Below are 22,887 nucleotides of genomic sequence, written 5' to 3'. Positions count from 1 at the left end.
CGCCGCTGATGCAGTCAAGCCTGCCGCTTAACGGCGGGCGGTTCTGCCCGGAAGACGGCGTGCTTCCATGGCATGATGCTCGATATGCGGCACCACGGAGGCTGCGAACTGGCGCAGGGATGGATCGCCGCCATTCTGTGCATAGCCGGAGTGGAGAGCGAGAGCCTCCTGGTGCGCCTGACGTTGATACGTCCCGTAGAGACGATCGAACTGTGAGCCGGAGGTAGAGGCGAGTTCATTGAGCATCGCGGTCTTTTCCGGGCTCAGTGGAACGCCAAGGCGGATGGGGGCAATGGAGCCGGTCGACTGCACATCGGCAGCGGTGCCTGCGGCAGCGCCCGTCGTTGCACCGACGCCCGCACCCACTGCGGCGCCGACCGGGCCACCGACCAGGGCGCCCACGCCCGCACCCGTGAGAGCGCCCGTGGCCGAGCCACCCGCCGCGCCCGGAGACGTCGCGGCCGCACCGGCGGTCGAACCGGCAGCGGCACCGACACCTGCGCCCACGGCAGCGCCGACGGGGCCGCCGATCAGAGCGCCGATACCCGCGCCGGCGAGAGTGCCGCCCAGCGAGCCGGTGATGAATTCACCCGAGGAGCTGTAGACCGCGCGGCCGCCATTGAGCGCCTGGCTCGTCGCGCTGTGCGCCTGGATCATCTCCTGCGCGTAATTACGGACATTGGTGTTGCGGGAGCGCTGGAGGGCCAGCTGGCTGGAAGCGATCTCGAAGGCATCGGACTGGGCCGCCATCGTGCGATAGCTCTGGCTATCCATGATGGCCTGAGCGAAAGCGGGCGAGGAAACGGTTGCGAGCAGGGCCGCAAGTGCAAGATGTTTCTTCATAAGGGACTCCTGTTTCTGGATCGCAGTACACCGTGCGAAGCCTCGACTGGCTTGCAATGTTCATGGGTATCTGCTGCACCCCTTCAACGAGGAGTAGTCTAGGCGGTTCCAGAAAAGGAAAATATATCCGCATCAGGCTTGGCCGTTTCACTCAAGCTTGGCTGGCGAATGGCTGCTTACATCTCGCCAAAATTGAATGGGAAGCGAAGCTTTCTCTTCATTACTTCACTATAGGATCGCTGCGCCTCAATTATTCTTGTTCGCCTGACGAATGCGGGCCAAGGAAAGCATGCCCATACCGCCGACTGTGCCGTCCGGTTTCAAACCGCGCAGCTCCGCCTTGAGCAGGAAGCCTGTCTCGTCGCGGTCGATGGTGAAGAGGTGATAGCCGGCCTTATGCGTGAGGGTTCCGCTCCGTGCGGAAGCCGAGGGCGCACCGATGACAGGAACAGGTCCGCGCGGTCCGTCGAGATGCGCGAGCGAACCCACATGATTGTGCCCGTGCAGAATCAGCTCCGCGCCGACACGGCCGATCATGGCTTCGAAGCGTTTCGCATCGGTGAGGTTGCGTCCTGATTCCGCTCCGCCCACATGCGGCGGATGATGGATGAGAACGACGCGGAAGCAGGACGGATCGCGTCCCAATTCGCTCAGCATCTCCTCGGTCTCTTTCGTCTGCTGCGAACCGACGCGGCCGCTTGCCACGAAAGGCAGGGTAGGTATGGCGGAAGACAGGCCGATGATGGCGATGTCTCCATAACGGCGAAGGTAGGGGAACACGCCTTCGCGCCCGTTATCTCCGCGTGTCCAGGGAGAAATCTTCCTGAGCAGGCCTTCGAGCGAACCGCGCACATAGGCGTCATGGTTGCCGGGTACGAAGGTGACGCGCGCCGGATCGCCGAGGCTTTCCATGAAGATGCGCGACGTCTCCCATTCGTCGGGAAGGCCGATATTGCAGGTGTCGCCCGTGCAGGTGATGTGATCGGGCTTCTGCTCGTGAATGTCGGCGACGAGTTCCGCGAGCAGCTCCATGTCGTGCAGGTCCTGCCGGCTGCGATGCCAATTGTACCAGCCGGTCAGCCGCTTGCTTAAGAGCTGCTTCAGGCGGGGCCGGGGCAGGGGACCCACATGGGGATCTGTAAGATGGGCGATGCGGAACATGGAGCTTAACGGAGATGAGTGGGCGACAGTTCGCCCGCCACGGCGTCAACGTCAAGCGCTGCCGATGAAGATACCCGCGAGGAGCACGAGCACGCCGCCGAAGACAACCTGATAGGTGGCGCTCCAGAAAGGCGTTTCCATGTACCGCGTACGGATCCACGAAATGGACACCAGCTCCACGGCCACCACAACGGCCGCGATGGTTGTCGCCAGCAGGAAGGCGTTGGGCCAGGAATCCGGCACCAGATAGGGCAGGGTGTGCCCTAGGCCGCCTGCTGCCGTCATGAGGCCGCAGATGAGGCCGCGCAGCCAGGGGGATCCTCGGCCCGTGATCTCGCCGTCGTCGGAGAGGGCTTCCGTCAGGCCCATGCTGATGCCTGCACCCACGGAAGCGGCGAGACCTACGAGAAAGGTCTCCCAGTTGTTTTGCGTCGCGAAGGCGGCGGCGAAGAGGGGAGCGAGCGTGGAAACGGAGCCATCGATCAGGCCCGCGAGACCCGGTTGTATGTATTGCAGGACGAAGAGGCGTTTGCGGGCGTGCTCTTCCGCAGCTTCCGCATTCTCCGTGAGATGGGCCTCGTGCAGCGCGCTCGCCTTGCGTTCGTGCCCACGTTCGACCTCGGCCAGTTTTATGAAGAGCTCGCGGAGCGAGACGTCCAATGTCTGCTGCGCAGCCTTCTCGTAGAAGCTCGCCGCCTGGAGCTCCATCACTTCCGCCTCGCGGCGCATCTTGTCGAGGTCGAGATGGGGGCTCCACCAGACGGCACGACGCTTCAGGAAGCCGCGCACGTCCTCCCGGCGGATCGGAGGCAGGTGCTCGCCGAAGCGGGAGCGAAACAGATCATAGAGGGAATTGCGGTGGCTGCGCTCTTCCCCAGCCATGCCATCGAAGATATCGGCAGAGGCAGGGAAGTCGGGCCGAAGGCGATCCGCGAAATTCTGATAGATCCGCGAATCTTCCTCTTCATTGGCGATAGCGAGCGCGATGACCTCGCGCTCAGTCAGTTCGGAGAGGGACTTCATGCTGGCCGATCCTGTTTAGAAACATTCTAAACAGAAATCAGCCTTTGGCCAAGCCTTCCTGTGGCTGAATGCAGCCGAACGAGGAAGCTTAGTACTGAGCGCCCGGGATCAGGGTCGAGTAGATCGTGCGGTCCTCGAAATTGAGGGCGGGCGACCACGAGAAACGGGCGGAACGGCTGAAACGGGAGAGGAGCAGGGCGAGAAACATCGGAACACCTTTGGTTGCGGCTGTATTAGACCTTCGTAGCATGCGGGTCACGCGTCATTTTAAAGGCTCAGCTATGCGTTTCCAGAATAGCTTCGTTCATCTTACCGTAATCTTGTTGTGATCACCTTTGCCGATGTCCGACTCCAAGAGGCCCAGTAAAGCAGCCCGTTTCATGACCTGGGGCCTTCATACTTACTGGCGTTTCGCCAGGGGGATGACCCTGGGTGTCCAGGCCGCGATCCTCGATGACCAGGCTCAAGTGTTTCTCATCAGGCATACCTATGTGCCGGGCTGGCACCTCCCTGGCGGAGGGGTCGAGACCGGCGAGACGGCCCTGGATGCGCTGATCCGCGAATTGCGCGAGGAGGCCTGCATCAGTATCGACGGGCCGCCTCGGCTGACCGGAATCTTCTTCAACCGGCGGACCTCCCCGCGAGATCATGTGCTGGTTTATGTGATCCGTGAGTTCACGGTCCTGGAGGCGAAGCAGCCGGACCGGGAGATCGCCGAAGCCGGCTTCTTCCCCCTCGCCAACCTGCCCGAGGGCACCACGGCGGCCACAAGGCGGCGCCTTGCCGAGATCCTCGATGGCGAGCCGCTTTCCGCAACCTGGTGAGAAGCGTTTGCGCCGCGTGCCTTACGCTGATATGGCCAAGGAACCCAGGGAAGTTGGAAACCCAAGAGAAGCCGAGATCATGACCATCAGACGGATTTTGCGACGACGACATGGCTGAAGCCCCTCCGGCCCGCCCTCCGTTCGTCATCCTCCGTCTTAGAGTCCGTTCATGACCGAGCTCTCGCTTCTGATCCGTACCGAGCAACCCATCGATTCCGAGGCCATCGAGCGCCTGCACGAGCGTGCTTTCGGCCCCGGCCGTTTCGCCCGCACGGCGTCGCGACTGCGGGAAGGCGCGGGCCATGTCTTTGACCTCTCGTTCACCGCCATGGTCGGAACGCTGCTCGTCGGGTCGGTTCGTCTGACCCCGGTCATGGCGGGCGAGGAGCCTGCCCTGATGCTCGGTCCATTGACGGTGGAGCCCGCTTTCGAGAACCGGGGCATCGGCGCGGCCCTCATGACCCGCTCCCTCGAAGCTGCGAAGGCGAAGGGACATACGCTGGTTCTGCTCGTGGGCGATGAGCCCTATTACAGCCGCTTCGGCTTCAGGCGCATCCCGCCGCAGCAATTGCAGCTTCCGGGACCGGTGAACCCGGGCCGCTTCCTCGTCGTGGAACTGGCGGAGGGCGCATTCGCCCGCGCGAATGGAATCGTCACGCCGTTGCCGAAAGAAGGCTGATTACGCCCTGCGGCGGCCTTCCGTCAGCCATGCCGCCAGGGTCGAGCCGATCAGGAGTACCAGCCCCAGGAAGCCCAGCGCCAGCGGGAACACCGAAACGCCACGCACGATAGCGCTTTCGCTCGGCTTCACGCCGATCCAGTCACTGCCCGAGAACCGCGATCCGGAATGCACCGCGAGGATGCGCGGCACCGTGATGTTCTTGTCTCCCTCCATCGCTACACGACGCACGGAACCGCCCGTGGCCTCTGCGATGGGTCCCAGGGCCTCGGTGTTGCTGAACACATCCATGAGTTCGCGCGGATTGGCGGGACCGATGCTGACGAAGGCGACGAGGTCGCCTGAGCGCACGGTGTAAAGCCCCAGCTCACGGCCTTCCACTCCCGCCGTGAACAGGCCCGGACGGGTCTCGTTCAAGGGGACATTGCTTTCGGCGCCGCTCGGCGCAATCAGCGTGACCGGCTGGGCCGCCTCCTCCATGGTCTGGCGTTCGATGCGGATGTTGCGGCCGGTGGCGGAGGCGCGAAGCGCTTCCTCTTCGAGCGCCGGTTCTTTCATGAGCCAATGGGCAAGGCGGCGCAGCAGATCGAGATGGGGGCCGCCATCCTGATAGCCGCGTGCCCACAGCCATGCATGATCGGAGAGAAGCAGGGCGACGCGGCCCTTGTCCTCGCGGCGCAGCACGAGCAGCGGCAGGTCGTTGGCGCCGGACATGAGCGTCGAGCCCGATTGAACCTCCGAGCCGATGATGCGTAGCCACTCGCCCCAGGCAGGAGGCGATGTCTCGGAGCCGGGAAGGTCGCGCGTTACGGGGTGACGCTCGCCGGTATCGGTGATGCTGGCCTTGTAGGGCTGCTCGACGATGCGGCCATTGGGCTGGCCGGGAATGATTGGCGCGAGGCGGGTTTGCGCAAGGCTGCCATAGCTCGCGAATTCAGGCCCCGCCGCCACCAGGATCGCGCCGCCTTCACGCACATAGCGCACGATGTTCTCGAAATAGCTCGATGGCAGGATGCTCTGGTTGGCGTAGCGGTCGAAGATGATGAGGTCGAAATCCTTGATTTTCTGCTGGAACAGCTCGCGTGTCGGAAATGCGATCAGCGACAGCTCGTTGATCGGCGTTCCGTCCTGTTTCTCCGGCGGGCGAAGAATGGTGAAGTGGACGAGGTCGACATTGGCGTCCGACTTCAGCAGGTTGCGCCATGTGCGCTCGCCCGCATGAGGCTCGCCGGAGACCAGCAGCACGCGCAGCTTCTCGCGAATGCCTTCGATCGGCACCACCGCGCGGTTGTTGGCCTGGGTCAGCTCATCGGGCAAACCCTCGACTTCCAGCTCGACCACGTTCGGGCCGCCATGCTCGATCAGAACCTGCAGCGAGAAGGGCGTGTCGGATTGGACCTGCTGGCGTGCCAGAACCTGTCCGTCGCGTCGAAGAGTGACGAGCGCGGAGCCCGTGCCGCCACGTTCCATCACTTGCGCGCGGATCGTCTGCTCCTTGCCGACGATGCCGAAGCGCGGTGCTTCCAGCAGCTTGATCTGCCGGTCGCGCTCGTCAGGGCGGCCAGTGATGAGCGCATGAAGCGGCGCGCGGAAGCCGAGAGCGTCGATGGAGGGCGGAATGTCATGCACCACGCCGTCGGTGATGAAGATCACGCCGGCCAGCCGATCCGGCGGCACGTCGGACAATCCGTTCGAGAGTGCCGCGAACAGGCGCGTGCCATCATCGCCGCTGCCGTCATCCGCCTCGATATAGCGCGGCTCGATATCGTTAAGCGAGCCGAAGCGGCGCTCCAGTTCGGCGCGAACCTGATCCGTCATGGCCGAGCGGTCGCCGAGGGTCTGCGAGGTGGACCGGTCGGTGACGACCGCGACGATGTCCTTCACCTTCTCGCGGTCTTCCTGCACGAGGGACGGATTGGCGAGCGCCAGCAGCACGAGGGCGAGGGCAACGGCCCGCAGGATCGCGATGGGGCCGCGTGAGACGAGCGCAAGGACCGCGAGCAAGGCCGCGACCGCGCCGATAATCCAGAGCGCGTAATCAGGAATGAGAGGCGAGAAACTGACCGAGAGCAAAGGCATCTCCCTCACATCTCTTCACTATGGTCGGTGACGAGATCGATGTTGCTGGCTGAGCGCATGCTTCTCATTGGCCCAGTCGTTCGAGCAGCGCCGGCACGTGCACCTGATCGGCCTTGTAATTGCCGGTGAGGGCATACATCACGATGTTCACGCCGCTGCGATAGGACATTTCCCGCTGGCGCTGATCGCTGCCCACGACAGGGAAAAGGTACTCGCCCCGTGCACCGACCGCCCAGGCCGCCGCGAGATCGTTCGATGTGATGATGATCGGCGAGACGCTGTCGCCGGAACGGGCCGGGCGGTTCTCCTCGCCTTCCGCCTGCGGCGGCAGCGCCTCGACCCAGGTCTGCCCGGTCGCATAACGGCCGGGGAAGTTGTCGAGGATGTAGAAGGTTTTCGTCATTACATGGTCCGCAGGCACGGGCTCGAGCTCGGGAATGTCGAGGCTCGCCAGCATGCGCCGCAGATACTGACCCTCGGCGCTCGTTGCTCCATCGGGGCGGTTGTTGAAGGCGTCGCGCGTGTCGAAGATCACGGTGCCGCCACCCTTCATGAATGCATCGAGGCGGCGGATCGCGGCTTCCGAGGGCTGGGGCCGCGTGGCCATGATGGGCCAGTAGATCAGCGGATAGAACGCTACCTCGTCCCGCGCCGGATCGATGCCTATGGGATCGCCCGGCGTCAGCGCCGTGCGTTGCCCTAGCACCTGCGTGAGGCCGGTGAGACCGGCCTTGCTCGCTTCATCCACGCCCGTATCGCCGGTGATGACATAGGCCAGCCGGGTTACGAGAGCGGGGCTCGCATTCTCGTCCACGCGGCGAGAGCCGAATTCCTGCGCCCGCACATCGTAGGCAGACGCAAACATCATGCACGAGGCAAGTACGATGGAGGCTGCGGCGCCTGCCCTGCGGAAGCGCCCCGACAGATTGGCGAGATGACCGCCCAGCCAGAGGGAAGCGAGCGTGTCCGCGAGAAGCAGAATGAGAGCAAGCATGAAGAGCGGCGTGCGAAGATCAATCGTTTGCGCTCCCACCAGCGGCGCCACGCGGGCGTTGAGCGGAGCGATGTCGAGCGGTGCGAGACGGTCGGTCGGGAGTAGCGCATTGACGGCAAGGCTCGAATCCACCGGACCATAGAAGCCGGGCGGATGCTCGATGGTTGCGCGCTCTGCGAAACCGCGCGGCACGGCGCGCGCATTCGCTGGCGGCGATGTGTAAGCGCCATAGCCGTCGAGAGTGAGGCGCGGAGCCACCGTCTCGTTTTCCGCGTTGCGGGCCTCGGCGTTCAGGTCGCTCGGGGCGCCGGCAAGTGCCGTGATCCGGCGCAGCATGTCCACGAAGAGGCCCGACAGAGGGAGGTTGGACCATGTGGTGTCGGCGGTCACGTGATAGAGCACCACGAGCCCGTCGCCGCGCCTGTCAGCCGTCACGATGGGCGTGCCGTCCACGAGCGACGCCCAGGTGCGCGAGGGGAGATCGCCATCGGGCTCAGCGAGGATCTGACGGCGGATGCCGATCTCCTCCGGAACAGTGAGTCCAAAGAATGGGCTCTCCCTCGTGAAGGGCGCGAAGGTCTTGGGCGTGTCCCAGGAGAGCGAGCCGCCAAGGTTGCGTCCGCCCCGGCGCAGGCGCACAGGCACGAGCTCGTCATTGCCCGCGGCAAGGCGCGAGCCTGCGAAGCGCAGCAGCAACCCGCCCTGTTCCACGAAAGTGGTGGTCTTGGCGAGCGTCTCCTGATCGAGGCCGCCCACATCGGCGAGCACGAGAACCGAAACCTGTTCGTCGATGAGCTGGCTGACCGCATCGGCCACCCCCCCATGGCCCATGCGGATTTCCGAATAGGGCGAGAGGGCACGCTCGATATAATAGAGAGGCGAGAGCAGCGGTTGCGTCTGGTCCGATGTGCCGCCGAAGACAAGGCCGACTCGGCGGCGCTTGCCGCGCTCATCGAGCAGATGCACCGCGCCGGCGGAACCTTCTCCGAGGATTTCGATGCGGGCAATCGCGTTGCGGATCTCGGTGGGAAGATCGAAGGCCACATTCGTCTCGGAGGCGTTCTGATCGAAGCTGAAGCGCATGTCGGCCAGCGGCAGGTTCTTCAGGTCGAGGGCGCGCGCCGTGCCGGAATCGCGGCCATTGGGCTCGGCTCTCACGATTCGTGCATTCAGGAGGCCACCGGAATTCTCTACGCCTGCAATCGCCAGGGCAGAGGCGCGCTCCGACTTCAGAACCGTGATCCGCCGTCCATCCGCCATCTGAGCCATGCCATCGATGAAGCCCTGACCGTCAACGCCCGCAACCCCATCGCTGATCCAGACAATGTTGGCATCGGGCGTCGCCTGCAGGAAACGGCGAATGGACTCAATGTGGGCTGCGCGGTCCGGCAGATGCGGCTGCGGTTTCAGGGAGCGCAGGCGCTCCAGGGCTGCGTCCGGAGCGGCGGGCTCGATGGCGGTGGTGGGATCGGCGGTCGTTACGAGGGCGACCGTGCGCCCATCGCGGCCTGCCGCTTCGATACGCTCGGAAGCAAGGCCCATCCGCTCGCGCCAGTCATGGGCCGAGGCGAGACCGTTATCCATGACCAGGAGCAGCGGCCCACGGCTGCCGTCTTCGGCAAGGGGATTCCAGATCGGTCCGGCCGCAGCGAGAATGAGAAAAGCCGCGAGCAGCAGGCGCATCAGCAGAAGCCACCAGGGCGAACGGGCAGGCATCTCCTGCTCGGGCCGCAGGTCTGCGAGGATCTTCAGGGGAGGAAAGTCTACGCGCCTGGGCTGCGGTGGCGTGATGCGCAGCAGAAGCCAGATCGCTGGCAGGGCGGCCAGCGCCGTCAGGACCAATGGAACGGCAAAGGTGAGAGGAAGTCCCAACATTCTGTCATCTCCCTCCCGGATTGCCGCTGCGTCCGGCGGAAACGAGGGTCAGGATGCGAAGCGCCGCCTCGCTCGCGGGCCTGTCCGTCCGGTGGATCGTGAGGGTCCAACCCCGGCGGCGGGCGAGGTCCTGAAGCGCTGCCCGGTGCTGCTCGATCCTCTCCCTGTAAACTTTCCCCCACGAAACGGCATCGCCAATGCGTAAGGAAACACCATCTTCCAGGTCGTGCAGGACGGCGTGGCCCTGGAACGGGAAGGTCTCTTCCACCGGATCGACGATCATGACGAGGTGGCCGCGCGCGCCGCGGGACGAGATACCTTCGACGGTCGTAGCGATCTCCCGCACGGGAGAGAGGAAGTCGCCGATCAGGACGGCTTCGTGCTGTGGCGCAATGGACGCGTCAGGCGGCAGGTCTTCCTCCATCGAGATGCGGTCCGAGACTATGGTCTGGGCCATGGTCTCGGCGATCCGGCGGGTGGCGCGTGGCGGCATGAGGCCGAGCATGCCAACCTTCTCACCGGCTTCCACGAAGCAATCGGCCAGGGCGAGGCCCAGCACGATGGCGCGCTCGATCTTGGACGCTTGGGCCAGTTCCGAGGCATAGCCCATGGAGGCGGAGCGATCGACCCAGACCCATACGCTCTGTGCCGTCTCCCATTCCCGCTCACGGACATAGAGCCGGTCGTCCCGGCCCGAGCGGCGCCAGTCGATGCGCTGGGCTGCTTCTCCCGTCACGAAGGGGCGGAACTGCCAGAAGGTCTCGCCGACACCCGCGCGCCTGCGTCCATGGATGCCGTGGGCGAGGTTGGCGGCGACGCGCCTTGCCTCCAGCACGAGATGCGGCATACGGTTGGCGAGCGAGAGGGCGCTCTCAGTCTCTTGGCGGCCCGGAGAACGGGCGCTTTCAGGGAGGACCCGGACACGGGCCATATCGCTATCCTTAGCCCGCCAGTCGGGCGGTCAGGCGGCTGATGACGCTTTTGAGCGTCTCGCCGTCGGCACGGGCCGAGAAGGTAAGCGCCATGCGGTGCTTGAGCACCGGCTCAGCGAGGGCCACAACGTCGGCGATGGAGGGAGCGACACGACCCTCGATCAAGGCGCGGGCGCGCACCGCCAGCATGAGGGCCTGGCTGGCGCGGGGCCCCGGCCCCCAGAGAATCCTGTCGCTCACGCCTTCCACGGTCTCGCCTTCCGGCCGGGCGGAGCGCACGAGGTCGAGAATGGCCTCTAGCACGCTCTCGCCTACAGGCAGGCGGCGCACCAGGCGCTGGGCGTTCATGAGCATTTCAGCGTTCATCACCGCGCTGGGCTTATGGTCCTCGGCGCCCGTCGTCTCGATGAGGATGCGCCGTTCGGCCTCGCGGGTCGGATAGCCGACGTCGATTTCGAGAAGGAAGCGGTCGAGCTGGGCTTCGGGCAGCGGATAGGTGCCTTCCTGCTCGATGGGGTTCTGCGTGGCAAGCACGTGGAAGGGCTGGGGCAGGTCGTGCCGCTCGCCGCCCACGGAAACGTGATGTTCCTGCATGGCCTGGAGCAGGGCCGACTGGGTGCGCGGGCTCGCGCGGTTGATCTCGTCCGCCATGAGAAGCTGCGTGAAGACAGGGCCTTTCACGAAGCGGAAGGAGCGGCGGCGGTCGGCGCCCTCGTCGAGGATTTCGGAACCCAGGATGTCGGAGGGCATGAGGTCGGGGGTGAACTGGATGCGGCGGGCGTCTAAGCCCAGCACGGTGCCCAGCGTTTCCACAAGCTTCGTCTTGGCGAGGCCCGGCACGCCGACGAGCAGGCCGTGACCGCCCGCGAGCAGGGTGATCAGGGTCTGATCGACCACATCTTCCTGGCCGAAGATGACAGTGTGAATGGCCTCCCTGGCGCGCCCTACAACCTCAAGCGTCGCCTCCGCGTTGCGGATGATCGCGTCGTCCAGAGCGGTAGGCGCTTGCGCAATGCTGGCCGTCATGAGGTCATTCTCCCTCTTCGTTGCACTAAGCCCCCAGGGAGCTAGTCTGCCTTCGATCCGTGTCGATATGCAAGGGTCGATGCGCCGCAGCAAGAATCGATGGATTGGACGAAGGGCCTGAGAACTCTATGCTCTAGGAAGTAACCATTGCCGGCCATTCGTCGATCCTCCCCATTCACTTTCTTGTTCACGCTTGCGTCATGACCGATCCAACTCTCTCAGCCCCGGGAACTGCCCTGTCCCGCCTCACGGAAGCACTCGGCTCCGATGCCGCCCGTAAAGGGCCGCCTCCGGTGGAGCGGTGGAACCCGCCCTATTGCGGGGAAATCGACATGCGCATCGCCGCCGACGGCTCCTGGCATTACATGGGCACGCCCATCAACCGCCCGGCCCTGGTGCGCCTGTTTTCGACCGTCCTGCGCAAGGATCCGGAGCGCTATGTGCTCGTGACCCCTGTCGAGCGGGTCGGTATCGTTGTGGACGATGCGCCGTTCCTCGCCGTGGAAATGGCCGTCGAGGGTGAGGGGAAGGATCGGCAGATCGCCTTCCGCACGAATGTGAACGACCTGGTGCAGGTCGGTCCCGATAATCCGGTGCGCTTCGATGAGGATGCTCATGGCGGCGTAAAACCCTATGTGAAGGTGCGTGGCGATCTCTGGGCGCTCGTCACCCGGGCTTTGGCGCTCGATCTGATCGGCATGACCGAAGAACGGGAGGTCGATGGAGAGCTCATGTTCGGCGTGGCGGCAGGCGGAGCCTTCTTTCCCATTTCTCCGGTTGCCGATCTCGGAGAGGCCTCGTGAGAACGGCGCCTTTGGACAAGCCGGATTTCCTCACGCTTGCCGCTGAACGGCTGCGTCCCGAGCCGCCGCATCTTGAGGATGCACTCGCCAATCCGCGCGGCGATCACAGCCTCGACGACGTGCCGCTGATCTATCCCTTAAGCCCGAAGCCCGCCGCCGTGCTGGTGCCCGTCGTCATGCGCGAGGAGCCCGCCTTGCTGCTGACGGAGCGCTCCGTCCATCTGCGGCAGCATTCGGGGCAGATCGCTTTTCCCGGTGGAAGGGTCGATCCAACCGATGCTTCGATCCTCGATGCGGCCTTCCGGGAGGCGCAGGAAGAGATCGGCCTCGACAGCCGCTTCATCGCGCCGCTCGGCTATCTCGATGCCTATCTCTCAACCACCAATTATTTGGTCGTTCCCGTGGTGGCGCGGATCTCTCCTTCCTACACCCTGAGCCTCAATCCGCATGAGGTGGCCGACACCTTCGAGGTGCCGATGAGCTTCCTCATGGACCCGGCGCGCCACGAGCTCCATTCCCGCGAGTGGAAGGGCAAGCTTCGCCGCTATTATGCAATGCCCTATGAAGGGCACTATATCTGGGGAGTGACTGCGGGAATCATCCGCAACCTGTACGAAAGGCTTTATTCAGTATGACGCGTGCGTTCCTGCAGGGATTGGTCCTGTTCTTCCTGCCTTTCGTGCTTTTTGGCGGCTATCTCGTCATCCTGCGCCGCAATGCCCTGGCATGGTCCTCCTGGAGCAAACAATCCTTCTGGCTCGCAATCGCGGGTCTTGTTTTGGTCATCCTGTCGCTCGTCGCCACGGGCCTTTTGACCGAGCGTCAGACCGGCGCCTTCGTGCCGACCCATATCGAAAACGGACGCGTCGTCCCGGGGCAGTTTCAGTGAATCAGCCGCTCGACCATAAGGCGCTTCATGAGCTGCTCGAGCGCCCGCAATTACGGCGCCTGCTCGAAATTTATAACGGCAATAGTGAGGAAACGCGCATCGTCGGCGGTGCCGTGCGCAATGCACTTCTCGGGCGACCCGTGACGGAAGTCGATTGCACGACCACCATGCTGCCGGAGGCAATCGTCCAGCGTGCGAATAAGGCAGGCTTCAAGTCCGTTCCCACCGGCATCGAGCACGGAACCATCACCGTCATCGTCGATGGCGAGCCTTTCGAAATCACGACCCTGCGCGAGGATGTTGAAACCGACGGGCGCTATGCCGTCGTGCATTTCGGGCGCGACTTCGTCCTCGATGCCAAGCGGCGCGATTTCACCATCAATGCCCTGTCGCTAGGCCTCGATGGGAAACTCTACGATTACACCGATGGCGAAGCCGACCTTGCCGCGCGGCGCGTGCGCTTCATCGGCGATGCGCATACCCGCATCCGCGAGGATTACTTACGCATCATGCGTTTCTTCCGCTTCCATGCGGAATATTCGAACGGCGATCCCGATCCTGAAGGGCTTGCCGCATCGGGCTCCGAGCGGCAGGGTCTGACGATCCTGTCGAAGGAGAGAATCCGGCACGAGCTGCTCAGGCTTCTTGTGGCGCGCCGCGCGGAAGAGACAATCTGCATTCTCGCGGATCACGGATTTCTGACATGGCTGCTCGCGGGCGCCGCGGAATTTGGGCGTTTTTCCCGCGTCATTGCCGGGGAGAAGCCGGTTCCCATCTGGCGGCTCGCCGCTCTCGCCGTGATGGTCGAGGAGGATGCGGAGCGGCTACGCGAGCATCTGCGGTTGTCGAACGACGAACACAAGAAACTCGTGGCCTATGCAAGGCTGTTGAACATTCTCAAAACCTGGGCGCTTCCGCTCGATGCAAAAGCCATTCGCCAGCTCGTGGCGGAGCATGGAGCCGAGGTGCTCGGCGTTGTTCTGTCCGCTATCGGCGGCGAGCCGCGTCCACAAGTGCACGAGAATGCGCTTGCTACACTTGAGCAATATCGCAGCGGTGCGGAACCGGTGCCGGTGTTCCCCATGCGCGGCGCGGACCTTATCGAGCGCGGTGTTCCGAAAGGGCCGAGAGTGGGGGAATTGCTGGCGCAGGCGCGGCAGGCATGGCTTGCTGAAGGTTGCCCGACGGATGACGCTTACACGCAGGGCTTGATCGGGCGAGTCGTGGCGCAAACCTAACTCGGACGTCATCCCGGACGGAGCGAAGCGCAGATCCGGGATCGCGAGCAGAATGGAGTGCCTAAATCACAACGCTGTCATTCCCGCGAAGGCGGGGACCCATAACCACGATGGTCACAGAATAAAGCAGTCGGAAGCCATAGCGCTCTTCTTGGCATCGTCGTGGTTGGGTTTCCACGCCTGCGCGCGGCCCCGGAATGACAATGCTCGATCCTGAAAACGATCCCGCATCGGCTCACTCCGCCCGGGATGATACGCTTGGTGTTACGGCCACCGCACCGTCGGCGGCATGGATGACAGGATCGACGCGATGTTGCCGCCGGTCTTCAATCCGAAGATCGTGCCGCGGTCGTAGAGCAGGTTGAACTCCACATACCGCCCGCGCCGAACCTGCTGCTCGATGCGGTCTTGTTCAGTCCAATCGTTGAACACGTTGCGGCGCACGATCCCGGGATAGATCTTCAGGAAGGCTTCGCCCACATCCTTGGTGAAGGCGAGGTCCCGGTCGGGATCGCCGGTCCAGTGATAATCGTAGAAGATGCCGCCGATTCCGCGCGGCTCGTGGCGGTGCTTGAGATAGAAATACTCGTCGCACCACTTCTTGTATTTTTCGTATGACCCCTCCGGCGCATGGCGATGGCAGGCCTCCTCCAGGGCGTTATGGAAGGCGACGGTATCGTGATCGTCCTGCGTACGCCGCCGGTCGAGCACGGGGGTGAGATCCGCACCACCGCCGAACCAGGGTTTTGTAGTCACCACGAAGCGGGTGTTCATATGAACGGTAGGCACGTTCGGGTTCCATGGATGGGCGATGAGCGAGATGCCGCCGGCCCAGAAGTTCGGGTCCTGATCCGAACCGGGGATCTGGCCGCGAAATTCCGGCGCGAACTCGCCATGCACGGTCGAGACATGCACGCCCACCTTCTCGAACACGCGCCCGCGCATCATCGACATCACCCCGCCGCCGCCCGGCGCGCCGGTATGGTCCTTGCGCTCCCAGGGCGTGCGCTCGAACCGGCCGGGCTTTGAAGCCTCGGGCAGGAGCGGCGCCGTAACCTCGTCTTCCAGAGCTTCGAATGCGGCGCAGATACGGTCGCGCAGGGCTGCGAACCAGAGGGGCGCTTCGATCTGCAGGCGCTCGATATCGGCTTTGTCGATCATGGCGTGTCGCTTCAGGCTTGTGGGGGAATGGGGAAGGTATGGGTTTGTCGCAAGGCCTCGCCCAGCATCATCGCGGCGGTCACCGCCACGTTGAGGGAGCGCAAGCCCGGCTGCATGGGAATGATAATCCTGGAATCCGCTGCCTCATGCACTTCATCGGGCACGCCGGCGGATTCCCTGCCGACCATGATGATATCGTTGGGCTGATAAGCGAAGTCGGTATAGGGCATCGCCCCCTTCGTAGTGGCCAAGATCAGCCGCCCCCCGGTCTCCCGTCGCCACTCCTCGAAGGCGCGCCAGGAAATGTGACGTGTAATTGTTACGCTGTTCAGGTAATCCATGCCCGAACGACGCAGGTTCCGGTCCGAGACATCGAAGGCCGCCGGCTCGATGATGTCCACGGGCACGCCGAGGCAGGCGGCCAGGCGCAGCATGGTGCCGGTGTTCTGGGGAATGTCCGGTTGGTAGATGGCTAGATGAGGCATGACATCCGTCATCGGGTCAGGCGGCCTCCGCGTCAAGTGAACGCTTCACGTTCCAAAGCATCGGACCCAAAAGTGGATTTGCACTTTTGGGATCAATCCGATGCTTCTCTCCTTAGCTTAGAGCATCGTTCTGGCGGAAAACCGGACCCACTTTTCCGCACGATGCTTTAGGTTGAAGCAGGGGACGTCAGGATGAGTATCGAATGATGAGACTATTCCGTTGGCTCGAAAAGCGGATCGACGTGTTCGCGCCGTTCAATGAGGGTGAGACCCCGCCGAACACGGTCAGCGGCTTTACCTGGCATTACCTCAAGCCGGTCCGCTTCTGGCTCGTGATCCTATTCTTCGTCTCCCTGGTTGTCGGCCTGTTCGAATCGTCGCTCTACATCCTGCTGGGCCGGCTGGTGGATATTCTAGCGACTTCGACGCCGGAAAGGATCTGGGCCGATCACGGCACCGCGCTTCTATTCATGGCTGGCCTCGTCATCTTCATTCGGCCCATCCTGAACTTCGCCCATGAGGTGATCTCCAACCAGGTCATCATCCCCCAGAGCACCAACCTGGTCCGCTGGCGGACCCATGTCTACACGCTCGGCCATGCGGTCAGCTATTTCCAGGCGGATTTCGCGGGAAGGCTCGCCAACCGCATCATGCAGGGCGGCGGCGCCATCCGCAGCATCGCGGTCACCCTCATCGATACGCTGCTCTATGTGCTGATCTATGCCGTCACGGCGCTCGGGGTCTTCTCCAGCGTCAGCCCCTGGCTCGCCCTGCCCATGGGCCTCTGGATCATGGGTTATGCGCTTCTTCTGTATTTCTTCGTGCCGCGCGCCAAGGAACGGTCCCTGAAGGTCGCCGATACCCGCTCGGCCCTCGTGGGCCGGGTCGTCGACAGCTACACCAACATCCTCACCGTCAAACTCTTCGCCCGCGCCGACGAGGAGCGCTCGGCGGTCAAGGAGGCGGTGGGGGCTAATACGGAGGCCTTCCTCAGATCGCTGAGGCTCAACTCGGTCGTGACCGGCCTTCTGTCCCTCATGAACAGCCTGCTTCTGGCGGCGACCGGCGCCTTCTCCGTCATCCTCTGGAGCCGGGGCGTCATGACGAGCGGCGAGGCGGCGGCGGGGTTGGCCCTCGTCATGCGCATCCTCGCCATGTCCGGCTGGGTGATGCACGAGGTGCGGGACGTGTTCGAGAATATCGGCACGGTGCAGGAGAGCATGCAGACCATCGCCCGGCCGCATGGGCTGACCGATGTGCCCCAGGCTCCCAGGCTTGCGGTGCCGCGTGGAGAGATCCGGTTCGAAGACGTCTCTTTCCATTATGGCAGGGAGGAGGGGGTGATCGACGGGCTCGACCTGACGATCCGGGCCGGCGAGAAGGTCGGCCTCGTGGGGACCAGCGGCGCGGGCAAGACCACCATCACCTCGCTACTCCTGCGCCTTCATGACGTTGAAAGCGGGCGAATCCTCATCGACGGGCAGGATATTTCCAGGGTCGGCCAGGATTCCTTAAGGGATTCCATCGCCGTGGTGACGCAGGATACCTCGCTTCTCCACCGCTCGATCCGGGACAACATCGCCTATGGCCGCCCTGGCGCCATGGAGGCGGAGATCGTCGAGGCCGCCCGTCTTGCCCATGCCCATGACTTCATTCTGGAGCTGGAGGACCACAAGGGCCGCCGGGGCTACGACGCCCATGTGGGTGAGCGGGGCGTGAAGCTCTCCGGCGGGCAGCGCCAGCGCATCGCCATTGCCCGGGTGATCCTGAAGGATGCGCCGATCCTTGTGCTGGACGAGGCGACCTCGGCCCTCGACTCCGAAGTGGAGGCCGCCATTCAGGAATCGCTCTCCACTCTCATGGAGGGCAAGACGGTGCTCGCCATTGCCCATCGGCTTTCCACGATTGCCGCCCTCGACCGGCTCATCGTGATCGAGAAAGGCCGGATCGTGGAGGAGGGGACCCATGGAGAACTCCTGGAGCGGGAAGGGCTCTATGCGAGGCTCTGGCGGCGTCAGTCGGGAGGGTTCCTCGGAGCCGACGAAGCGGTTTCGGCGTAAGGGTTAGGCTGGAACAACTCCAATCGGCTATGGACAGGCGGGCTTGGCCGTGCCAAAGAGCGCCCGCGCGGCGACTCCCAGTCGCATTGCGCGCGCGTTGCCGCCTATGCTTCCTCGACTTGGGGGAACAGGGCGCCTGATGCCTGGGTTACCAAGCATTTCAGACGCGCGGTTCTCGTTTTTGGATCAATGCTGGAGAGCCAAGTGGCCGAGACCACCACGACCATCGCAGAGCCGACACGGCGCGATTTCCTCTATATCGCCACGGGCGCAGCCGCCGTCGTGGGCGGTGCTACCCTCGTATGGCCCTTCGTCAGCTCCCTGGCGCCCGACGCGGCGACTGTGGCTGCGGGCGCCCCCGTCGAAGTCGACCTGACCCCGATTGCCGAAGGCCAGATCGTGAAGCTTTTCTGGCGCGGCAAGCTGATCTTCGTCCGGCACCGCACGGCGGAAGAGATCAAGGCCGCCGAGGACGTGAACGTGTCCTCGCTGCGCGATCCTCAAGCAGACTCGGCCCGCGTGAAGGAAGGCAAGCCTCAATGGCTCGTCGTCTTCGGTAACTGCACCCATCTGGGCTGCGTGCCGCTCGGCCAGCAAGGCGAGTACCATGGCTGGTTCTGCCCGTGCCACGGCTCGGTGTTCGACACCTCCGGCCGCGTCCGCGGCGGCCCGGCGCCGATCAATCTGCCGATCCCGCCCTATGCCTTCACATCCGACACGAAGATCGTGATCGGCCAAGAAGAAGCAACGGCGTAAACCCACCGCGACGATCAGGCGATATCCATGAGCTCACATTCCACGACTTATGTTCCCAAGAGCGCCTTCGGCAAGTGGTTCGAAAGCCGCTTGCCCATCGCGGGGCTCGTCCATTCCTCGTTCATCGCGTTCCCGGTCCCCCGGAACCTGACCTATTTCTGGACCTTCGGCGCCATCCTGGCCTTCATGCTCGTGTCGCAGATCGTGACCGGCGTGTTCCTGGCCATGTACTACACGCCGAACGCCGCCATGGCCTTCCAGTCCGTCGAGCACATCATGCGCGACGTGAACTACGGCTGGCTCATCCGCTACCTGCACGCCAACGGCGCGTCCATGTTCTTCGTGGCCGTGTACATCCACATCTTCCGGAACTTCTACTACGGCTCCTACAAGGCCCCGCGCGAGGTTCTCTACATCCTCGGCGTGATCATCTTCATCCTGATGATGGCCACCGCCTTCATGGGCTACGTGCTTCCCTGGGGCCAGATGAGCTTCTGGGGCGCCACTGTGATCACCAACCTCTTCTCGGCGATCCCGGTCGTCGGCGAGACCATCGTCAGCTACCTCTGGGGCGGCTATTCGGTGGGTAACCCGACCTTGAACCGCTTCTTCTCCCTGCACTACCTGCTGCCCTTCATGATCGCCGGCGTCGTCGCCCTGCACATCTGGGCTCTGCACGTGCCGGGCCAGAACAACCCGACCGGCATTCCGATCAAGTCGGGCAAGGACGCGGTGCCGTTCACGCCCTACGCCACGATCAAGGACATCTTCGCCGTCGTCGTGTTCATGCTGTTCTTCGCCTATTGGGTGTTCTACATGCCGAACTATCTCGGCCATGCGGACAACTACATCCCGGCGAACCCGGCTGTCACGCCCGCTCACATTGTGCCCGAGTGGTACTTCCTGCCCTTCTACGCGATCCTGCGCGCCATTCCCGACAAGCTCGGCGGCGTCATCGCCATGGGCTCGGCCATCGTGATCTGGGTGTTCATGCCCTGGCTCGACACCTCGAAGGTCCGCTCGACCGCTTACCGTCCGCTCTACAAGCAGTTCTTCTGGCTCTTCGTGGCTGTCTGCGTGTTCCTGGGCTGGCTCGGTTCGCGTCCCGCCGAGGGCTGGTACGTGATCGCGTCGCAGATCGCTACCGTGCTTTATTTCGCCCACTTCCTGATCGTCCTGCCGGTGCTCGGTTTCATCGAGCGTCCGCTGCCGCTGCCGAATTCGATCCTCGAATCCGTGATGGGCGTGCAGAAGGGCGGAGCGGGCATGCCGTCCGGCGCCAATGCCGAACCGCATTCCAAGGGCTGATGCGAGCGTTGAGGAAAAGAACAATGATGAAGCGTACTCTTCTCATCGCCGCGGCCGTTTTCGGCCTCGCAGCTCCGGCCTTCGCCGCCGGCGAGACCCCGGTCCCGCCGCCGCAGAAATGGAGCTTCCAGGGTCCGTTCGGTACCTTCGACCGGGCGCAGCTCCAGCGCGGCTTCAAGGTCTACCGGGAGGTCTGCGCCTCCTGCCACGGCCTGAGCTACGTGGCCTTCCGCAATCTCTCCCAGCCCGGCGGACCGCAATTCTCCGAGGCCCAGGTGAAGGCGCTTGCCGCCGAGTACAAGATCCAGGACGGCCCGAACGAGGCCGGCGACATGTTCGAGCGTGCCGGCCGTGCGGCTGACCACCTTCCGTCGCCGTTCCCGAACGAGAACGCGGCTGCCGCCGCTAACGGCGGCAAGGCACCGCCGGATCTCTCCTTAATGGCCAAGGCCCGTACCTATGAGCGCGGTTTCCCCTGGTTCATTACCGATGTGTTCCGTCAGTATTCCGAGAACGGCGCCGATTATCTCGTGGCGCTGCTCAACGGCTACGAGGAACCTCCGGCCGGCTTCCAGGTGCCCCAGGGTGGTCACTACAACCACTACTTCCCGGGCCACGTCATTGCGATGCCGAAGCCGCTCAGCGACGGCCAGGTCGAATATCCGAAGAACGAGGCCGGCCAGCCTCAGGTGCCCGAGACGCTCGATCAGTATGCCCACGACGTGACGGCATTCCTGATGTGGGCGGCGGAGCCGCACCTCGAAGCCCGCAAGCGCCTTGGCTTCCAGGTGATGCTGTTCCTGCTCGTCCTGTCCGGCCTGCTTTACTTCACCAAGAAGAAGGTCTGGGCTCGTGTGGGCGGCGAGGTCGAAGGCCACGCAACGCCTCCGATGACGCACAACCCGTAAGATTCATGAGAAAGGCCCCTGTTTCGGGGCCTTTTTCTTTTGTGATGATTTTGTTGCCGGGCTGTCTAATCTCGCAACCATGCTGAAGACCCTCGCCGACGATATCTGGGGCCAACCCTGCCTCGCCTTCCATGTCCAGCCGCATCTGAGCGCCGAGGCTCAACACTCTCTTGGAGAGGTGCAGAAGGCCGTCGCCGCGCTCTGGCCCTATCCACTGCATAAGGCCCCTCCCGATGCCCTTCACCAGACCCTTTACGCGCTTGCCAATGTGAAGGACCGGTTCGACAAGGAAGCCTATTGGCAAAGCATTGCCGGACCTTGCGGTGAAATACTGGACAGCCTTTGTCAGGGCCACGGTCCGATCGAACTCACCTATTCGCGCCTCAAGGTGACGGATACGGCCATCATCGCCGTCGCGGCGGAAACTACAGGTCTGATCGAGGAGATCCGGCACAGGATCGCCGAACACATCCCACCGCCGCCGGGCCTAAAGACCATACGCTACAACCTCATCCATTCCACGCTGGCCCGGTATCAGGTCTCGGCCACGATACCGGACGAGGTGGTTGCGGCCATCGAGAGCTTGCCGGTTACGGTTCGCGCCCGTGTGGAAAGCATCAAGCTCGTTCGCGAGAGGCGTTTTCCCTGCACGGAATATGACGAACTTCGCTCATTCTCCTTGAGGTGAGAACCAGGTTTGGGGATCGGCGGGGCAGCGGTTATGGTTCGCTCCGATTCTGAGCGACCGGAGAGCGAGAGCCCCATGACGAAAGCGATCCTAGGCATCATCGGCGGTTCCGGCGTCTATGACCTTCCGGGGATCGAGGACATGCGTGAGGAGCGCATCGCGTCTCCCTGGGGCGAGCCGTCGGACGCGCTGCGCATCGGGCGCATCGGCGAGACGAATGTGGCATTTCTGCCTCGCCATGGCCGCGGCCACCGCCTGTCGCCCTCCGACATCAATTACCGCGCCAATATCGATGTGATGAAGCGGGCCGGCGTCACGGACCTGATCTCCGTCTCCGCCTGCGGTTCGTTTAGGGAAGAGTATTATCCCGGCTTCTTCGTGCTAGTAGATCAGTATGTGGACCGCACGCACAAGCGCGAGGGTTCGTTCTTTGGTAAAGGCTGCGTCGCCCATGTGCCCATGGCGCATCCGGTGAGCCCAATCTTGCGCCAGCGCATCGCCGATGCGGCGGTGGCGGAGCGGATCCCCTTCACCATCGGCGGCACCCTGGTGTGCATCGAGGGACCGCAATTCTCCACTTATGCCGAATCCATGACTTACAAAAATCTCGGCTACGATGTGATCGGCATGACGGCGATGCCGGAAGCCAAGCTCGCCCGCGAGGCGGAAATCTCTTACTCCACTATCGCCATGGTGACCGATTACGATTGCTGGCACCCGGAACATGACGACGTGGATGTGGCCGCCGTGGTGGCCGTGGCGCACCAGAACGCCACGAAGGTGGCGGGCCTCCTCGCCCGCATCGCCCGCGACTTCCCCTCTGAGCATGAACCATGTCCCGTCGGCTCCAACCACGCCCTCGACGGCGCCATCATGACGGCGCCTTCCGCGCGCGATCCTGAACTTCTGAGGAAGCTCGATGCGGTGGCTGGGCGGGTGCTGAAGCCTCGGCAGGCTTAGCGCATCATCCAGCCCATATGGCCCAAGCCGAACAGCGCACCGAAGATCCAGCTGATGAAGGCGAGGATGAACATGACGATGATGGTGGCGGGGATGGCGGCGAGAGAGGCCTTGACGAAGAACAGGACAAGGCTTCCAAAAGGGATATCGATATCGGTCAGAACGGTTCGGGAGGGTTGCTCGGCCATGGTTCAG

General features: G+C 63.5%; 22 protein-coding genes. 12 read left to right on the top strand and 10 right to left on the bottom strand.

Annotation, left to right across the window (positions count from 1 at the left end; genetic code table 11):
• Positions 1-27: 27 nt before the first annotated feature.
• The 3 genes from AB4Y85_RS02995 to mbfA all read right to left on the bottom strand — a co-directional run bounded on the left by AB4Y85_RS02995 (position 28) and on the right by mbfA (position 3,027).
• Positions 28-843: a DUF4142 domain-containing protein gene (locus AB4Y85_RS02995; protein ID WP_441983370.1), complete on the bottom strand. Its 816-nt coding sequence runs from the start codon at positions 841-843 to the stop codon at positions 28-30.
• Between the two features lie 246 nt (positions 844-1,089).
• Entirely contained in the window at positions 1,090-2,004 is a 915-nt protein-coding gene (locus tag AB4Y85_RS02990) for a metallophosphoesterase family protein (RefSeq protein WP_441983369.1), read from the bottom strand.
• Between the two features lie 51 nt (positions 2,005-2,055).
• Complete coding sequence (gene mbfA, locus AB4Y85_RS02985) at positions 2,056-3,027, bottom strand: iron exporter MbfA (RefSeq protein ID WP_441983368.1); 972 nt, start codon at positions 3,025-3,027, stop codon at positions 2,056-2,058.
• Between the two features lie 380 nt (positions 3,028-3,407).
• On the opposite strand from mbfA, the gene AB4Y85_RS02980 reads away from it, so the two are divergent.
• Both AB4Y85_RS02980 and AB4Y85_RS02975 read left to right on the top strand, forming a co-directional pair.
• Positions 3,408-3,851: an NUDIX domain-containing protein gene (locus tag AB4Y85_RS02980; protein ID WP_441983367.1), complete on the top strand. Its 444-nt coding sequence runs from the start codon at positions 3,408-3,410 to the stop codon at positions 3,849-3,851.
• Between the two features lie 169 nt (positions 3,852-4,020).
• Positions 4,021-4,530 carry a GNAT family N-acetyltransferase gene (locus tag AB4Y85_RS02975; RefSeq protein ID WP_441983366.1) on the top strand — a complete coding sequence of 170 codons (510 nt, stop codon included), beginning with the start codon at positions 4,021-4,023 and terminating at the stop codon, positions 4,528-4,530.
• On the opposite strand, the gene AB4Y85_RS02970 is transcribed toward AB4Y85_RS02975, so the two are convergent.
• From AB4Y85_RS02970 to AB4Y85_RS02955, 4 genes are all read right to left on the bottom strand, one after another.
• Positions 4,531-6,603: a hypothetical protein gene (locus tag AB4Y85_RS02970; protein WP_441983365.1), complete on the bottom strand. Its 2,073-nt coding sequence runs from the start codon at positions 6,601-6,603 to the stop codon at positions 4,531-4,533.
• A 70-nt stretch (positions 6,604-6,673) separates the two neighbouring features.
• Positions 6,674-9,478, bottom strand: a complete 2,805-nt coding sequence (locus AB4Y85_RS02965) for a DUF4159 domain-containing protein (protein ID WP_441983364.1) — start codon at positions 9,476-9,478, stop codon at positions 6,674-6,676.
• A gap of 4 nt (positions 9,479-9,482) precedes the next feature.
• Positions 9,483-10,409, bottom strand: a complete 927-nt coding sequence (locus AB4Y85_RS02960; protein ID WP_441983363.1) for a DUF58 domain-containing protein — start codon at positions 10,407-10,409, stop codon at positions 9,483-9,485.
• Between the two features lie 10 nt (positions 10,410-10,419).
• Positions 10,420-11,436 (bottom strand): AAA family ATPase, encoded by a 1,017-nt coding sequence (locus AB4Y85_RS02955; RefSeq protein ID WP_441983362.1) that lies wholly within the window; start codon positions 11,434-11,436, stop codon positions 10,420-10,422.
• Between the two features lie 200 nt (positions 11,437-11,636).
• On the opposite strand from AB4Y85_RS02955, the gene AB4Y85_RS02950 reads away from it, so the two are divergent.
• The 4 genes from AB4Y85_RS02950 to AB4Y85_RS02935 are packed head-to-tail and all read left to right on the top strand — an operon-like array spanning position 11,637 to position 14,366.
• Positions 11,637-12,239 carry a DUF1285 domain-containing protein gene (locus AB4Y85_RS02950; protein ID WP_441983361.1) on the top strand — a complete coding sequence of 201 codons (603 nt, stop codon included), beginning with the start codon at positions 11,637-11,639 and terminating at the stop codon, positions 12,237-12,239.
• A complete protein-coding gene (locus AB4Y85_RS02945) occupies positions 12,236-12,874 on the top strand; it encodes a CoA pyrophosphatase (RefSeq protein WP_441983360.1) in 639 nt (212 codons plus the stop codon). The genes AB4Y85_RS02950 and AB4Y85_RS02945 overlap by 4 nt, the downstream gene beginning before the upstream one ends.
• Positions 12,871-13,128 carry a DUF6111 family protein gene (locus AB4Y85_RS02940; protein ID WP_441983359.1) on the top strand — a complete coding sequence of 86 codons (258 nt, stop codon included), beginning with the start codon at positions 12,871-12,873 and terminating at the stop codon, positions 13,126-13,128. Before AB4Y85_RS02945 ends, AB4Y85_RS02940 begins: the two co-directional genes overlap by 4 nt.
• Complete coding sequence (locus tag AB4Y85_RS02935) at positions 13,125-14,366, top strand: CCA tRNA nucleotidyltransferase (RefSeq protein ID WP_441983358.1); 1,242 nt, start codon at positions 13,125-13,127, stop codon at positions 14,364-14,366. Before AB4Y85_RS02940 ends, AB4Y85_RS02935 begins: the two co-directional genes overlap by 4 nt.
• A gap of 264 nt (positions 14,367-14,630) precedes the next feature.
• On the opposite strand, the gene hemF is transcribed toward AB4Y85_RS02935, so the two are convergent.
• Both hemF and AB4Y85_RS02925 read right to left on the bottom strand, forming a co-directional pair.
• Positions 14,631-15,527 (bottom strand): oxygen-dependent coproporphyrinogen oxidase, encoded by an 897-nt coding sequence (hemF, locus tag AB4Y85_RS02930; protein ID WP_441983357.1) that lies wholly within the window; start codon positions 15,525-15,527, stop codon positions 14,631-14,633.
• An 11-nt stretch (positions 15,528-15,538) separates the two neighbouring features.
• Complete coding sequence (locus AB4Y85_RS02925; RefSeq protein ID WP_441983356.1) at positions 15,539-16,012, bottom strand: tRNA (cytidine(34)-2'-O)-methyltransferase; 474 nt, start codon at positions 16,010-16,012, stop codon at positions 15,539-15,541.
• A gap of 203 nt (positions 16,013-16,215) precedes the next feature.
• Between AB4Y85_RS02925 and AB4Y85_RS02920 the strand changes: the two genes are divergently transcribed.
• The 6 genes from AB4Y85_RS02920 to AB4Y85_RS02895 all read left to right on the top strand — a co-directional run bounded on the left by AB4Y85_RS02920 (position 16,216) and on the right by AB4Y85_RS02895 (position 22,692).
• Positions 16,216-18,072, top strand: coding sequence for an ABC transporter ATP-binding protein (locus AB4Y85_RS02920; protein ID WP_441983355.1), 1,857 nt, complete (start codon positions 16,216-16,218; stop codon positions 18,070-18,072).
• A gap of 204 nt (positions 18,073-18,276) precedes the next feature.
• On the top strand, positions 18,277-18,828 hold the full coding sequence (gene petA, locus AB4Y85_RS02915) for a ubiquinol-cytochrome c reductase iron-sulfur subunit (protein WP_441983354.1): 552 nt from the start codon (positions 18,277-18,279) through the stop codon (positions 18,826-18,828).
• Between the two features lie 27 nt (positions 18,829-18,855).
• On the top strand, positions 18,856-20,136 hold the full coding sequence (locus AB4Y85_RS02910) for a cytochrome b (RefSeq protein ID WP_441983353.1): 1,281 nt from the start codon (positions 18,856-18,858) through the stop codon (positions 20,134-20,136).
• Between the two features lie 23 nt (positions 20,137-20,159).
• Positions 20,160-21,044 (top strand): cytochrome c1, encoded by an 885-nt coding sequence (locus AB4Y85_RS02905; protein WP_441983352.1) that lies wholly within the window; start codon positions 20,160-20,162, stop codon positions 21,042-21,044.
• Between the two features lie 79 nt (positions 21,045-21,123).
• Positions 21,124-21,732: a hypothetical protein gene (locus tag AB4Y85_RS02900; protein WP_441983351.1), complete on the top strand. Its 609-nt coding sequence runs from the start codon at positions 21,124-21,126 to the stop codon at positions 21,730-21,732.
• Between the two features lie 75 nt (positions 21,733-21,807).
• Entirely contained in the window at positions 21,808-22,692 is an 885-nt protein-coding gene (locus AB4Y85_RS02895) for an S-methyl-5'-thioadenosine phosphorylase (protein WP_441983350.1), read from the top strand.
• Here the strand turns inward: AB4Y85_RS02895 and AB4Y85_RS02890 are convergent.
• Positions 22,689-22,880 carry a hypothetical protein gene (locus tag AB4Y85_RS02890; protein WP_441983349.1) on the bottom strand — a complete coding sequence of 64 codons (192 nt, stop codon included), beginning with the start codon at positions 22,878-22,880 and terminating at the stop codon, positions 22,689-22,691. The genes AB4Y85_RS02895 and AB4Y85_RS02890 overlap by 4 nt on opposite strands.
• Between the last annotated feature and the right edge of the window lie 7 nt (positions 22,881-22,887).

Source organism: Microvirga sp. 2YAF29, from assembly GCF_052114605.1.
GTDB lineage: Bacteria > Pseudomonadota > Alphaproteobacteria > Rhizobiales > Beijerinckiaceae > Microvirga.
Note: the sequence above shows the minus strand (reverse complement) of the source record. Positions and strands in the feature narration are given on the sequence as shown.

Bases quoted from the DNA above. Each gene is read 5' to 3' on its own strand.
- AB4Y85_RS02995 (WP_441983370.1), bottom strand. From the start codon at position 843: ATGAAGAAACATCTTGCACTTGCGGCCCTGCTCGCAACCGTTTCCTCG.
- AB4Y85_RS02990 (WP_441983369.1), bottom strand. From the start codon at position 2,004: ATGTTCCGCATCGCCCATCTTACAGATCCCCATGTGGGTCCCCTGCCC.
- mbfA (WP_441983368.1), bottom strand. From the start codon at position 3,027: ATGAAGTCCCTCTCCGAACTGACTGAGCGCGAGGTCATCGCGCTCGCT.
- AB4Y85_RS02980 (WP_441983367.1), top strand. From the start codon at position 3,408: ATGACCTGGGGCCTTCATACTTACTGGCGTTTCGCCAGGGGGATGACC.
- AB4Y85_RS02975 (WP_441983366.1), top strand. From the start codon at position 4,021: ATGACCGAGCTCTCGCTTCTGATCCGTACCGAGCAACCCATCGATTCC.
- AB4Y85_RS02965 (WP_441983364.1), bottom strand. From the start codon at position 9,478: ATGTTGGGACTTCCTCTCACCTTTGCCGTTCCATTGGTCCTGACGGCG.
- AB4Y85_RS02960 (WP_441983363.1), bottom strand. From the start codon at position 10,409: ATGGCCCGTGTCCGGGTCCTCCCTGAAAGCGCCCGTTCTCCGGGCCGC.
- AB4Y85_RS02955 (WP_441983362.1), bottom strand. From the start codon at position 11,436: ATGACGGCCAGCATTGCGCAAGCGCCTACCGCTCTGGACGACGCGATC.
- AB4Y85_RS02950 (WP_441983361.1), top strand. From the start codon at position 11,637: ATGACCGATCCAACTCTCTCAGCCCCGGGAACTGCCCTGTCCCGCCTC.
- AB4Y85_RS02940 (WP_441983359.1), top strand. From the start codon at position 12,871: ATGACGCGTGCGTTCCTGCAGGGATTGGTCCTGTTCTTCCTGCCTTTC.
- hemF (WP_441983357.1), bottom strand. From the start codon at position 15,527: ATGATCGACAAAGCCGATATCGAGCGCCTGCAGATCGAAGCGCCCCTC.
- AB4Y85_RS02925 (WP_441983356.1), bottom strand. From the start codon at position 16,012: ATGCCTCATCTAGCCATCTACCAACCGGACATTCCCCAGAACACCGGC.
- AB4Y85_RS02920 (WP_441983355.1), top strand. From the start codon at position 16,216: ATGATGAGACTATTCCGTTGGCTCGAAAAGCGGATCGACGTGTTCGCG.
- AB4Y85_RS02910 (WP_441983353.1), top strand. From the start codon at position 18,856: ATGAGCTCACATTCCACGACTTATGTTCCCAAGAGCGCCTTCGGCAAG.
- AB4Y85_RS02905 (WP_441983352.1), top strand. From the start codon at position 20,160: ATGATGAAGCGTACTCTTCTCATCGCCGCGGCCGTTTTCGGCCTCGCA.
- AB4Y85_RS02900 (WP_441983351.1), top strand. From the start codon at position 21,124: ATGCTGAAGACCCTCGCCGACGATATCTGGGGCCAACCCTGCCTCGCC.
- AB4Y85_RS02895 (WP_441983350.1), top strand. From the start codon at position 21,808: ATGACGAAAGCGATCCTAGGCATCATCGGCGGTTCCGGCGTCTATGAC.
- AB4Y85_RS02890 (WP_441983349.1), bottom strand. From the start codon at position 22,880: ATGGCCGAGCAACCCTCCCGAACCGTTCTGACCGATATCGATATCCCT.